Genomic DNA, 14,546 nt, shown 5'->3' on the forward strand with positions numbered 1-14,546 from the left:
GGCAATAGGATTATGGCTTCAATTTATATAGACGGCTGCCTCTGGTATAGTACAACGCTCCCTCGGAAGTAAGGCAGAATAGATCCGATCGCTCGGCTAACAATTGATGTTCCATAGAATCCGGATCTACAACGGATATCCGTCTTCCCGCTGACGTGTAGAGTAAACCGTCCTTCCCCCAACGCATGTAATAGGGTCTCCAACGGCTGCCTGGATTAGCTTCGGGATAAAGCCGTTTCGTCTTCACTACTTCCAATGTGTCGGGGTGAAGAGCAAATATTGCTGCATCTGCATCCATAGCCCCCCAAAGAAGTCCATCGGGCCCGAATGTTAGCGAGCCTATTAATTGAGGAGCTCGGATCAGTCCAGGAATATGAGGCACCCATTCCTTTATCTTAGTGCGTTGCTCCAAGTCCCATAGGAACAGAACAGCCGAATCAGCCTTGGGTGCAATTCCGAGTCCGCCCATCGTCGAAGTTCCTCCGAACAGCTTGCCATTGAGGACAGCCAAGCCGGTTATGCTCTGGTTCTCTACAATGCCGCGATGCACTTCAGCAGTCCATTCTCCGGATTCAGTCTTGGAGCATATCGCGACCGTTCCCCCTTGCTCCCCGTAAGTCGGGATCGTGCCCACATACAGCTGATCGCCATGAGGCAGAAGAGCGAAGGGACGGTCTTGACGTTCTCCGATTTCCAGTACGAATTCGGGACCTTCCGTCTGTTCCCAGTCCCCAGCGTACATACGAGCGTGACGGTAAGTGCCGAACACGGGAACTCCGTCCCAGAACGTAATTCCTTCAGGCTGATGAAACGCTGGTAACACACGCTTCAATCGGTCGGTATCCGGATCGAACACACTCATTCCCCTCTGATATCCTCCAAGGAAAAGAAGGCCATCCGGGGAGCATTCCAGTGACTGAATCTCAACCCCTTCAGCATCAACCTCAGGGGATATAATGCGACACCAACCATCAGTGGGATCGAACAATATCGTTTCCGTATAAGCAGCGATCCCAGCCAACACGGTTCTGCCCGCGTCATCCCCCTCCGTCAACTTGAGCCAACGAAACGCCTTGATGCCGGTTTCAGGAAGTGGAGGCAAGCCGTCTATGGCCGTCACAATATCAGAAGTCCAATTGTAGGCGTACAACCTGGTATTGCTTTTGAAATACACCTTATCCGGCGCATTCGGGTCAGGACCGCTTATAAGATAATCAGCCGCCAGCACCCGGATTAAGGAGAGGCTGTCCCGATCGTAGACTCTGACTTCAATTCCGGTGCTGATAAACAACCGTGATCCAATCACGTATGCCTTGTATACCGTTTCCAAACCAGCTGCGTTAGAAAGCGGGAGCTCCGTCTTTGCTTTCGTAATTCGGCAATATTCTACCACGCCTCCCGTGGTGCCGATTCCTACCAGAAGACGATGGTCTTCCGCCGCCGTGATCCCTCTGGCATACTGCTCGCCTTCTTTCATGGAACCCAGATCTTCAAATATTCCATTCTCCATGCTATATGAGAACATTTTGCTTTCCGGATAACACGCTCCGAATATCATTCCAGCTTCGGCTTCTTCGAGCGCCCAAACCGTCTTGCTATTACATGGATTGTCACCAAGGCTCTCTACCCTGCATTGCTCTGGATTATATCGGAACAATGTTTGCGGTCCCGAAAAATACACTCTCTGGTCGGATGCAGCTAACAGGGAAGTGACAGAATCCACCCCCGGTACTTTCTCCGCATGGATGCGCCGGCCTGTCTCAGCCTCAAACGCATAAAACGTTCCCGGTGAACCGTTTACAAATAGATACAATTCATTGCGGCCATCCCTGTATTGGAATACGGCACCCTGCGTCAACGGGATGGGTACCCCGTCTCCGAGATCCGCAGCTTGCTGCAGAACTTCGTCCGTCCATTGTTCCATATCTAGGACACCCCTTCGAATAATAATAGACTGTTTTAATTGTGGCCCGGGTGAGCTGAAAAAGAAACAGGACGATCTTCGGGAAATGAGGAAAATGTTATGTTTTCGTAAAGAGCTTATTCAGTTTCATACCACAAGGAAGAAGCCCGCTTGTAGGTAGCGGGCTTCTTCTTATATTTATTCACTTAAGCATTCGTCGTCTGAAGAACTTTCTCATTCCAATATCGATTGTCCGTTGACAGAACAGTCTTAAGGAATCGGCCGGTATGTGACTCTTCTACAGCAGCTACTTGCTCTGGCGTGCCTTGAGCCACTACGGATCCACCGTCCTTGCCGCCTTCAGGTCCCATATCGATCAGGTAATCAGCCACTTTGATTACATCCAGATGATGCTCAATAACTAGAACCGTGTGACCGTTCTCCACGAGTTGATTCAAGCAATCAATGAGCTTCTGAATATCATGCAGATGTAAGCCCGTTGTAGGCTCGTCGAGAATATACAGATTATGCGAGCCGCGCTTCAGCTTGCCAATCTCAGTCGCGAGCTTGATTCTCTGTGCCTCTCCTCCTGAGAGCGTTGTAGAGGATTGCCCCAGCTTGAGATACCCTAGACCCAATTGATTCAATACATTGAGCTTATGCAGAATGTACGTCTGATCGGCGAAGAACGTAACCGCCTCTTCAATGCTCAGCTCGAGCACTTCAGAAATGCTCTTCCCATTCAGCTTGACCTCGAGCACCTCGTTATTGAATCGGGCTCCTTTACAAGAAGGGCAAACGGATTCGATGTCAGCCATGAACTGAAGCTGTGTCGTCACAATCCCTTCTCCCTGACAATGCTCGCAGCGGCCGTTCTTCTGATTGAAGCTGAATTCGTTCTTACCGAGTCCCCTATCCTTGGCTTCATCGGTATCCGCATATAACTCCCGGATTCGGTCGAAGAAACCGACATAAGTGGCAGGATTAGAACGCGTACTTCTCCCGATAGGGGATTGGTCGATGTTAATGATACCCGACAAATGCTCGGCGCCTTCGATCGTATCATGCTCCCCTGGAACAATGCGTTGATCCTGAAATACGCCATATAGCTGCTTGTACAACACCTCATTGATCAACGTGCTCTTCCCTGAACCAGAAACACCCGTAACACAAGTAAGAATACCTAGTGGAATATCAACATTAACACTGCGCAGGTTATTGGCTCTAGCCCCTCTAATGCTGAGGAACAACCCAGCCGGCACTCTCCTTTGAGAAGGAACTTCGATTCTCCTGTTCCCGGACAGGAAGGCACCTGTCAGCGATCCCTTCGACTTGCGCAATTTGTCAGCCGTGCCTTGGGCAATGACTTGACCCCCTCGTTCACCGGGACCAGGGCCAATCTCGATAATGTGATCAGCGCTGCGGATCGTATCTATATCATGCTCCACTACGATTATCGTGTTGCCGATATCTCTCAGCTTCTTAAGCGTCTGCACAATCTTCAAGGAATCTCTTGCATGAAGTCCAATACTAGGCTCATCCAGCACATAAAGCATTCCCATCAGTCCTGAACTGATCTGCGTGGACAACCGGATACGCTGTGCCTCTCCACCCGATATCGTGTCTGATCTGCGGCCGAGATTGAGATACTCCAGTCCAATATCGATCAATAAGTTCAGCCTTGTGGCAATTTCACTTACAATCTGAGCTCCGACCTGCTGCTTCTCAGCTGAGAATGTAACGTCATCCAGGAACAGCTTCAGCTCTTTTAATGGAACGCTGCAGAGCTCATGGATATCCTTCCCCCCAATTTGTACGCAGAATCGTTGGGGTTTCAGCTTTCTCCCTTCACAGTCCGGACAAGTATTCTCTACCATCACTCGCTTGAAAAATTCACTATCCCCGCCAATTCCAGCCCTCTTCTTCACAAACCATTTGTACCAACGGTTCACCTGGGCGACCATTCCATGATATCTCCTCATCTGGCCAACCTCTCTCATGGCGTGACGGGAATCCGCATTGGTCTGCAGAATGGGAAACTGCTCGCCTCTTGTCCCATGGAAGAAGATATCGACAAAGTCCTCGGATAATTCATTGAAAGGCGTATCCAGGCTGTATCCATAGTGTACGAATAAGCTGTGAAGGAACATCCCCTTGTAGGATTTCTTCGCGCTTGGCCCAAATAGAGAAGGGTCCAGAGCGCCCTTATTCACGCTTTTCTCAGCATTCTTAATCAAAAACCGTTTCTCAGTCCGCAAATAAGTGCCGATCCCGCCGCAAGTTCGGCATGCGCTTCCTGGATCATTGAAAGAGAAATAGGAAGGATGAAGCTCACCTAGAACCAGATGGTGGGTCGGACAGCCGAAATCCTTGTAGAACGCATGCATATCAACGGGCTTATTTCCCTCGGAATGTACAATCTCGAAACGGATGAAGCCTTCTCCGATCAAATTTAAGCTATTCTCTATCGTTTTGGACAGCGATTTGAACAGAGTAGGTGTAACGACAACCTTGTCTACCACGACCTCCATCTGATAGTCTTCCTCGTCATCAAGCTCTATCGGATCGCTCAGGTTATGGTTCTTCCCATCGATCATAACCGTACGGAAGCCTTTCCCGCGAATCTCATCGAACAGAGTCTGATAATCTTCATCGTACAGCTTGAATATCGGGGCGAGCACCTCTAACTGCGTCCCCTCTGGCAGCGCTTGCAAATGATCGATCATCTGATTGACCGTCTTGGTATTGATCGGATGCTGACAGAACGGACAGCATGCTTCACCAGAGGAAGCATACAACAACCGCAAAAAATCATATAAATCCGTCATCGTCCCTACCGTAGATCGCGGATTCTGGTTGCCCTTCTTCTGCTCAATTGCAATAACAGGCGAAAGTCCGAATACAAAGTCTACATCCGGCTTCTTCAGCTGATTCATTCGGCTCTTGGCGAATGTCGACAGTGACTCCAGAAAGCGGCGCTGTCCTTCACCATAAATAACCTCGAACGCAAGCGATGATTTCCCTGAACCGCTGACACCCGTAATAACCGTCAATCGATCCCTCGGAATATTCACATCTATATTCTTCAAATTGTTCTGCCTGGCACCCCGGACCTCAATACTTGTTTTCACTCGTTGCCTACACTCCTTTGGTTATATAAAATCTTCCTCATCCTGAAGCAAATATCCAGGTTCATCCAGGAATAATCTGCTCTTCGGCGTAGGCTTCACATGGACGGGTACCTGTATGATGTGCTCACGCTCAACGAGCCAGCTGCAAGCCATCTCCAGCAATCCCGCTTCGATCCTGACTATGGTGCTCAGTCTCTCGGTCATCTCGGAGATCGACCGCACATCCTGTTCTTGCCTCAAATAATCCAGAATCGGCCGGAACAGCTCCATCTCCCTCTTCTGGACAAACTCCTTGACCAAAGCTAACGCCGACTGAACCTTCAATTGGTCCACAGGGCCACTGACCAAATCCTCATAGATGGCTCGGAAAAATTCCGGGTTGTACTTCATCGCCTGCTGGACGGATTCCCGAATTGGAACCTCCTTATGACGAATCACTTCGATCTGCGCCAAGATGTCAATCATCTTGATGATCCAGAAGGCGCTGTATGTAAAGTCACGTTTGACCTGAAACCATTTCTCAGCCTTAGCCACTGAGGTAAGCAGAATACAGCCAAGCTGCAGCAGTTGAAACTGCCGATCCCGCTCCCCTATATAGTGGATATTCGCAAAGTAATCCTCGAGTGACTTGTCCTTGGTGAAGAGCAAAGTCCCCCGAAGCAAGTAGGAATGGCTGAAGGAGGTCGATACCGACTTCTCAACCCATCGCTTGAACTCATCACGAGTCTGGATACTTGCGTTAATGGGGATTCCATTCTCCACAAAACACATGTTGTTCTTGACAAGCTTCTGATCATGCACAATCAGCTTCATATCAATATCCGACTTCTCCCATACCTGATCGTATGACAGGCTGCCGAGCAGGATCGCCGCGATGATCTGATCATCCTGCTTTACTTTATCCACGAAGGCTTGCAGGGCTTCCTTATAGGCTGCGTTAATTGCTGTGCTCATGACAACGGTCCCCTCCTCTCTCTATCCTACTATACCGCACACTTGTTCGCGTGTAAATATTTCCCATGGAAATTATGAATTCTTTTTTTTGGACAAAAAAAGAGCTGAATCCCAGGTTATTTCACCAAAAGAGACAACTCCAAACGTTACAGTATTACCTATTAAATGCTGAACGAACTATTCCTCCGCCACAGCACCGAGACCTTGCATGACGAAATGCAGCGTATCCTGGACAAGCTCATCCAGAGAAGGAGGCTCTTCTGCCAGCAATGGCTTGAAGTATTCCGTATGCTTGTGAAAAAGGATCGTCCCCATTATGAAGAACATTGTATTGTCCAAGGATCTGTAACGGAAGACGCCTTGTTCTTTACCCCGCTCCAACAATTCTCTTAACACCTGCCACACCGGAAAAGAAAACTTGCGAATGTGCTCGATGCGATGCGAATTTTTGAATATTTCCTGCTGCAGCAATAAAATCATCTCCGGCTCACTCATCCGGTAACGAATGACCTCTTGGATCAGCGTCTTCAACCCGGCGAACGGCTCAGACCATAAATGAGAGTACTCATCCAGCTGCGCTTTTCCCGGAAAAAATGTATTAAACAGCTCATAGAACAAGTTGTCCTTACCGCCAAAATAATAAGAGACTAGCGATACATTCGCACCTGCATCCTCGCAAATTTGTCGAACAGACGTATTATCAAATCCTTGTCGAGCAAATAAATGTTTGGCAGACATCAATATTTTGATTTTCATATCACGATCAGCGGGAGGCATATGGTTGACCATCTCCTATTCTGAATGCTGCTAGGTTGCTCGAGCGTGACTTCTTTCCTTCTTCAACGCCGTGATCACGACCCCCACAGCTACAGAAGCCAGCATAATCATTAGCAGTCCCCATGAAGGTCCAGCTACCGAGGGTCCACCGAAGAGTAAGTTCATATTTCCTTGAACTGCATACGTGGCCGGCAAATACAAGCTGAGTCCATGATAAAAGTCGGAAAGCAGCTCTCTTGGCACCATGGCACCGGAAGATACGAGCTGAGCGGACAAGACAACGATATTGAATAACATTCCTGCGTTACCGAATAGAAGCAGGAAAATTTGCGCGAAGAACATGAAGCACATCAAGAAAAGCGTCTGGAATCCCCACATAACGAGGAAGCCTTTGACCGCATGCCCGCCCAACAGCAGAACAAGGGAAGAGCCAATCAGTGCAATTCCGACAGCGGACACTACGTTAATGATAGCACGAGCGGTGAACTTCTGCATACGTGTGAAGGTGGTGCCGATCTGCAGAGAGGACTGCTGAATGTTCATGGCCATAATCATCGACCCTACATAAGAAGCCAGAACCATCATCATGGGAATCATCTGATTCGACATATTGGAGACCGGGTTGATATAATGCATATCGGCCGTTACCTTCTCCGCTAAACCCTGTGCAATTCCTTTCGCCTGAGCAGCGGGTGTGTTCATCTGGACCAATATTGCTTCTGCACCTGCACCGATAGCTTCCTTGTTCACATTAGCTGTAACCGCAGCAGCTACACTTTGCATCATGCTCTTGATCATAGCGGGATTGGATTCGTTAATCCAGTACTGCAATTGCCCCTTCTGACCAGAGGTCTGCAGTTGTTTAGTGAACTCAGACGGTATGTACAACACCATTTGTACTTCACGTTTATCCAATTGCTGCTTGGCATCTTCAAGTGACGTCACAGCTTGCAGTTGGAATGGCAGAGTTTGTTGCAGGTTGGCGCTGATTTGTTTCCCTACAGTCGAATCCTCGTTCACTATGCTAATCTTCAAATGGGACGCATTATCCGTAATCCCATCATACCCCGTCATCCATACTAAACTAAAAATCAATTGAAACATCAAAGCAGTTGCGATCCCTACTATTGTGGTAGGTCTCTTAAGAAAAGCTCTCAATGCTTGAAGCATCTTCGGTTTCATCTCCTTCTATAATTAAAACGATCGTTTAAATCAAACGTTTGTTTAATAATTTATCAAAAAGATCTCAATCAGTCAATTCTCTTCAGATGACATTACAAATAAAAAATTAAAGTACAACGACGAGAAAGTCCCCTCTTTAGCGACAAGAAAATCCCTTTTAAGTTTACACTGCATATTTTTTACGACAAGAAAGTCCCGAAATTACATAAAGTCTATTCTTCAAACGGTACATATCCATTATTACGAACAAAAAAGCACTCATAACTAAAAGGGTTAATCTACAATTCGTTGTAGATTAACCCTTTATTTATGATTTATTTAGTTTCTAGGTTGGTTAAATATTCACGGAGAAAAAGATCATTTTTTATTTCGAACTTTATGTTCCAATTTTCACATCTACTATCCTTTGTCAGTATGTTACCACACGAGCATTGAAAATGACATTTATACTTAAATGAATAAAGAATCCTTTGATTGCATTGTATACAGGTACTTCTTATTCTTTCGTCGTGGTATGGGCATCGACTTAAAAGTTGGTGAAGAGTACTATGGAAGTTGTAGTGTAAATACTCTTTGCAATAATTTAGATATTTACTAAATTGATCGCGTGGCTTATTTCCAAAGTAGTAAGACGACATGCGAACTTTATTGATGAAGTCCCTTTGTCCCTGAATGCTGAAATTAACAAAATGCATAAAAGTTTCATTATCAAATCCGTGCATAGTGTAAAAATCTAAGTATTTCGAAGATTGTGTTATTGATTTTTGCTCGCGCACAATTCCGATTCCTAAAGTTCGAATAATATCAACACTAACCAAGAGGATGAAATCCTGCGAATAAGCGAGCATGCGTGAGAAAATCAAATCATACCGAGGAAGCTTATTATCCAACCCGGCCTCAAATTTTTGGAGTTGTATACAAAAATATCATAGTCACTTCCCGTTGGAACTTCCAACCACAAGTTTATCCAAAACTTATAATTGACTGTAAACTTCCACCAGTCCTCGGCGTCTCCATTCGATGACAAAGAGCCATTAAGTGAATCCCCACTGCTGGTTGTTAGAACCCCCCACGCATTATAAGCATCGTTGGGCTCAGATTCAGAAATGGTCGCCATTGTGCTGAACATATTTTTATCAATTTAATGGTAATCGCTGTGTAATGCCAAATTGTTTTGGATTTTTCCGTCCTCAACTGTTAAAACAGTCGCAAATTTGAAATCATTACTCTCAATACAATCACCCCTTAATGCAGATAGATGGAATATAAAGGAAATACCCTTGCATTATGATTAACACGTATTAATAGATTCAAGTCGCAGACTCTCAGAAATTTGCAAGAATACAGCAATAATTCCTCTTTGATCACGATACGATTTCTATTAGTTTAATGAGGCAGAACCTTAAATGCTCTTACTAGACAAAAAAAAGCGGATCTCTCCGCTTTTCTAATGCTTAGGTCTTAAAACGAGCGGCATACAACATTCTTGCCATTTGCTCGCCGCCGGATCCAATAAATAAAAAAGCCCGCAATTTTCGCGGACTTGATTGTTTCAGCAGATGGACAATTTTAAAATATGTTGTCTACCACCATTATTCCTTTTAGATCGTTTGCTTTCTTAGTCGCCTCTTCTTCAGCCATTCGAAGCGCTGTATTGATATCCATGTTTCCGTATAGCACCTCATTGCCATACTTGATATAAATCCCTCTCAGATCGATCAACATGGACCCATAATAGGTGTTGTTTGCCCACTGATTTTGGAACACGGTTTTCCAGTTTTTCTCCTTGAATGCACTTTCTGTTCCCAGCAGTTTTTGCACCTCGACGTTTTTCACGACCGGAACAATACCGATCTTGGCTAAGCCGCTCTGAACTTCATCAGAAACGATATATTTCAATACTTCCATCGCTGCATCTTTATTTTTGGATATCTTACTAATGGACATGTTTACGGACAATGCCTGGGGCCCGATTTTCAACGCATCCTTCAACACCGGCATCGACACAAAATCAAAATTCATCGTTTCCAGCAACGCCTTCGATGAAATCATATTGGCGGTTACCAGCGTAGCCATCGCGCTTTTGCCGTCCTTGAACTCATTGTAATCATTGAGCCCTTTGAAATATCCTTTATCCGCTGTGCTCGCTGCATCTGCAATGTATTTTTGGAAAAATGTTTTCCACCGCTCATCCGAATTGATCGTTGGCGTAGTCGTTCCCGATTTCAAATAAGGGATGGAGAGTGGATTCCCTGCAAACATGTATACCATGGAAGGGATATAACCGGAATATTTAACCCCTCCATCATTTCGAGTCATCCGTTTTGAGATATCATACATTTCCTCCCAAGTCATACCGTCTTTTGGATAGGGGACCCCAAACTTGTCGAATAGGGTTTTGTTGTAGTACAGAAGCGGAATATCGGCTTGCACAGGCAGGAAATACACTTTGCCTCCGTATGCTTTAAACATTTCACTATACGACGGGTTGAACTGGTTCAAGTCCAGCTTGTGGGTTTTGATCAACTCACTCATGTCAGTTGCGTAGCCGTACTGAAATAGCTGCTTCTCATGCCAACCATTCGTCGTGAAAATCAAGTCCATATACGTATTATTCGCCACAAGTCTAGTCATCTTCTCAGCATTGGTGCCGACCGTATCGGTGATATACTTGATTGTATAGTTCGAGAACCTTTTACGAAGCGCGTTGCCAAACCGCTGATTAAAGTATTCTTCCGAGTCGGCTGCCATCGTATAAATCGTAATCTCTATCTGTTTCTCAGGTTCTTTGACTTGGGGAGCAGGCGTCCCTTCGGATTTGCCGGATGGAACGGAACTGCAAGCTGCCAGTAAGACTAACAATGAAATAGCAACGGTATAGCGCTTCAATGATTCAAAAAGACTGTTCATACGATCCTCTCCCCTATTTGGATTCATTCACAATCTGGACAGCGTAGAGATCAGCATCCTGCAACATAAACCGAAACCGTACCGTTTGGCCGAACAGCGCACATAGATCAGAACCGTCACGCCATTTTACAGACTCCCCGAGATGATCACCATAAAGCGCTTCCATATCTTCAAAAGCAAAGCCCTCGATTGCATAACCGGCTTCATCCTGCACCTGAACCCGTACAGAACCTGCAGCCGAGGTCGAGTAATTAAGCGAAAGTTGAGCGCAATCAAGGTTTAGCGCGATTTTCGATTATAACGATAACAAAATCGAAACCCGCGCACTATACAAACCTGATGCGGAAATACAACACGCTTGCTTATGGCGTCCTTTTGCGGCTTATCCAAGCATGGACCCGACTGACCGCTCCGTCCTTATCGCGAACAGGTCGGCGTCCTTCAGCTCGAAGCGGAACCGGACGATGCGGCCGATCCAATGCCCCAGATCGGCGCAATCGCGCCAATGAACGGTCCCCTCGAGCGTATCGCCATACATCGGCTCCATATCGGAAAGGCGGAATCCGTTGATCGGCTGCCCGTACTCGTCCTGCATCTCCACTCGGATCGAACCGGCGGCGGAAGTCGAGAAATTCATCAGCAGCCGGTTGCCCTCAAACGTCAACGGACGCGTGATGAATTCGCCGCCGTCGTATCCGGCGTGAACCGAGGCGAACCCGTGCTTGCGGACTGTGACGCGCCGCAGCCGCATGTCGTCCCAGCGGTAATGCTCCGTCACGTAGAACGACACCAGGTCGGGTTCGGCCGCCAGCTCGACGGCGCCGCTCGCCACCATGCCGCTGCGGTCGGTCCAGTTGCGCCTGTCGTAGCCGGGACGCAGCCACGCTTCCCTGAACGTGCGGTCCCACCGGACGCCGTCGCGGCTCGTCATGAACAACGTATCGCTGACCCCCGGATGCGCGTGTTCGGCGATCAACCGGCGCTCCGGCACGAAACGCATCGGTAACGACAAGTAAATGTGTTCGGCTCCCGGACATAACAGCGTCGAGTTGGTATAAAATTGCTCTTCGGGCGCGTCAGCCGCATATTCGTTCCGCTGCTGCGGGCCCCAGAGGATAAAATCCTCCGATACGGCGCTTTGGATCGCGCGCAGGCGGCCGTCGTGGAAATAGCGGTTGTAGCAGCGGTATTGCTTGCTATTGCTGTCCCAGAAGGCAATATTATGCGAATCGAAGCCGCCGTCCGTCATGATCGGCTCCTCCTTCACATACCGCCAATGAAGCCCATCGGCGGAAGCCAGAGCGAACAGCTCGCTGCGATTCAACCGCGCCGGCCCGGTTCCCACGCCCCCGACCGCCATGTACCGCTGCTCCCTGCCGGCTTCGGGCGACCGGTCGAGGAACGGGGAAAAGTTATGCGCCGCAACGCCCCGCAAGATGATGTTGGTGCTGGCATGCCCGCCGAACGGGTACAAGCCCAGTTCGGGACGCTCGAAGCGAAGGCCATCTTCACTTTCGGCATAACACGTCACCTGATTGGCATCGCTGTCTTCGCCCTGGCAATAGCCGCGATAATAAAGCCGGATCCGGTCCTCATCCTGAAGTACCGAGAAATACCCGCTTGTAGGACCTTCCCAAGGGCGGTCCGGAACAAACGCGATTTCCTTGCGCTCTGGCGCGTGCAGCTTCAGACGAAGCCCGGACATGCCGTCGATCAGCCAGTCGTCGACGAACATCTCGACGCGCGTTCCTATCGATACCACCGTTTTCATAAGCCGCCATTCTCCTTCGCGGCGCCCGCCCCTTGCAGCGGCCTGATTTGCCCTACCGATGCGCCGAGGGGCACACGCTCCGCGTCCGAGCCTAGGCCGGGATCGAATACGCCTTCTAGCCGGATGTCGACAGGGTCATACGCTACCGTCACCACAGCCAGCTCGTTGTCGGCGCCTGGCGGCACATTCACTTGGACCATCGTCCAGCAGCCGTCTTTCCACGTGATGTAGCCGTCCGTTTCGGATTCGGGCAAGCGGTTGCCGTTCAGCGATACATCGTGCAGGATCGCGCGTGGATATGGAATTCGCAGCTTGAAGGCGATGCCGTGTTGAAGCTGGCCGGCGCCGCCCGCCCCCGTATCTTCCGGATGGGGGATGACACGCGAGGCATCGGTTAGCGCTTCCTCCTTCCGCAAATCAAGCGCCAAATAAAGCCCCGGGTCCGGCTCCATGAACGAGCGCAGCCGCCCCGCGTCAAAGCTGGCGCGTCCTTCCAGCCTGTCGATGAAGAGCTGGATCGGCTGGCCAAACGCTCGCTCGAATACGGATTGGTCCGTTTCCCTCGACGTGCTGCAAACGTACATCAGTCGGCCCGGCAGTTCGGGATGCATCAGGCCGGTCGTGAAGCCGCCGATCTTATCCCACAGCTCTACTCGGCTTCTTCGGCGTTGCCCGGGCGTAACGCCCCATGCCGTCACCGAATGAAACAGCCCCCCGTTCATGCCCCGGTTGGGAAAACCCGGATAGTATTCGAGCCGAGCTCGTTCGTTGCCGATTTCTAGCAACCGGCGCATCCGCAGAAACCCGCTTTCCTCGAAAGCGACCTCGATTGACATGACGATCGAATGGTACTTGTTGTACGCGTAAATGCCCTGGTTGCACCCTTCCTTGACGTTCTGAAAATGATGCCGCCATTTGGGCTCCTTGCAAACGGCATCCGTCGGAAGCAGCCGCTCCCGGTCGTCCTCGCTGTCCTGCGGATAACCTGCCGCTTCCGCCGCCGCGCGTATTTCGTCCACGATGCGCCGGTTGTAGCTTTTGTACAGCCCGAAGGCCGACACGCCGATCGTTTCGACCATGATTTGCCCGGCGCTCCAGACGCCGTGGCTGTCGAAGAGCACGTCCGGCTGGTAGTGGTCGATCGCTTCTCTCACGGCTTCCGCTTCCGGATACAGCTCCGGATCACGGACCCCTTCGAAAGACCAGGGCGCCTGATAAGGATCGCCGGCTTTTTCGTTGCGGAATTGATAGTTGATGTCCGCCTTGTCGTACGAGAACGGATTCGGACAAGGAATCAACACCACGATTTGCCGGCGCAAAATGTCCAACGCCCCCGGATCGCCCGATAGCAGCCATTTGCCAAGCATTAACACCGAGTTCCCCCCGGAGATTTCCATTCCGGTATGCATGGCCGTAATGAGCACCACGTCCTTGTGCTCCGCATCGATGCTGCGGTCCGTTAGTTCCGCCAGCCAAATGTCGTGTCCACCGCTTCGGCCGATCGAACGAACGTCGGCATATCGCGGTTGATTGGTTTTCCAATCGGCCAGCAAACGAGCGATTTCTTGCAGCGATAGACGGCTGCGGATAGGCAAAATGTTTTCCAACCGGTACTCCCTCCCCTTCTTCTTGCTTGATCACCGACTCGCGTTTTCAAGTGAATAAGCTTCGCTGTCCTGTTTCCAAACTGGCTGGCTCTCACTTGGCCAGCTCCCTTCGGCGGCATCCCCCCTTCGATGCCCTGAGTATAGCAAGAGGAGGTTCCGGCCGATATACAAACAAAAATTTGGCATACAACAGCGTTGTTTTTGGACGATACAATCGTGATAAACCGAGGCATGAGGGCATAAGAATAACCTGATCGTAAGTTTACCGATCAGGTCCTTTGGCGAAAGCGTTCAGTTGGTGCATATGGCGC

General features: G+C 49.1%; 9 protein-coding genes. All 9 read right to left on the minus strand.

Features of this window, described 5'->3' with window-relative positions; all coding sequences use genetic code 11:
- Positions 1–10: 10 nt before the first annotated feature.
- Entirely contained in the window at positions 11–1,924 is a 1,914-nt protein-coding gene (locus tag AC58QD_RS25430; RefSeq protein WP_497337831.1) for an NHL repeat-containing protein, read from the minus strand.
- A 185-nt stretch (positions 1,925–2,109) separates the two neighbouring features.
- Positions 2,110–5,034, minus strand: coding sequence for an excinuclease ABC subunit UvrA (gene uvrA / locus AC58QD_RS25435; RefSeq protein ID WP_497337832.1), 2,925 nt, complete (start codon positions 5,032–5,034; stop codon positions 2,110–2,112).
- A gap of 21 nt (positions 5,035–5,055) precedes the next feature.
- A complete protein-coding gene (locus AC58QD_RS25440) occupies positions 5,056–5,988 on the minus strand; it encodes a hypothetical protein (RefSeq protein ID WP_497337833.1) in 933 nt (310 codons plus the stop codon).
- Between the two features lie 177 nt (positions 5,989–6,165).
- Entirely contained in the window at positions 6,166–6,765 is a 600-nt protein-coding gene (locus AC58QD_RS25445) for a TetR family transcriptional regulator (RefSeq protein WP_497337834.1), read from the minus strand.
- Positions 6,766–6,795: 30 nt separating this feature from the next.
- Positions 6,796–7,935, minus strand: a complete 1,140-nt coding sequence (locus AC58QD_RS25450) for a YhgE/Pip domain-containing protein (RefSeq protein ID WP_497337835.1) — start codon at positions 7,933–7,935, stop codon at positions 6,796–6,798.
- Positions 7,936–9,516: 1,581 nt separating this feature from the next.
- Positions 9,517–10,857, minus strand: a complete 1,341-nt coding sequence (locus tag AC58QD_RS25455; RefSeq protein WP_497337836.1) for an ABC transporter substrate-binding protein — start codon at positions 10,855–10,857, stop codon at positions 9,517–9,519.
- Positions 10,858–10,870: 13 nt separating this feature from the next.
- On the minus strand, positions 10,871–11,071 hold the full coding sequence (locus tag AC58QD_RS25460) for a hypothetical protein (RefSeq protein WP_497337837.1): 201 nt from the start codon (positions 11,069–11,071) through the stop codon (positions 10,871–10,873).
- A gap of 168 nt (positions 11,072–11,239) precedes the next feature.
- Positions 11,240–12,628, minus strand: a complete 1,389-nt coding sequence (locus AC58QD_RS25465) for a hypothetical protein (protein WP_497337838.1) — start codon at positions 12,626–12,628, stop codon at positions 11,240–11,242.
- A complete protein-coding gene (locus AC58QD_RS25470; RefSeq protein ID WP_497337839.1) occupies positions 12,625–14,235 on the minus strand; it encodes a M14 family metallopeptidase in 1,611 nt (536 codons plus the stop codon). The genes AC58QD_RS25465 and AC58QD_RS25470 overlap by 4 nt, the downstream gene beginning before the upstream one ends.
- Positions 14,236–14,546: the final 311 nt, after the last annotated feature.

The sequence above is a fragment of the Paenibacillus sp. J2R1T-4 genome (genome assembly GCF_059692235.1).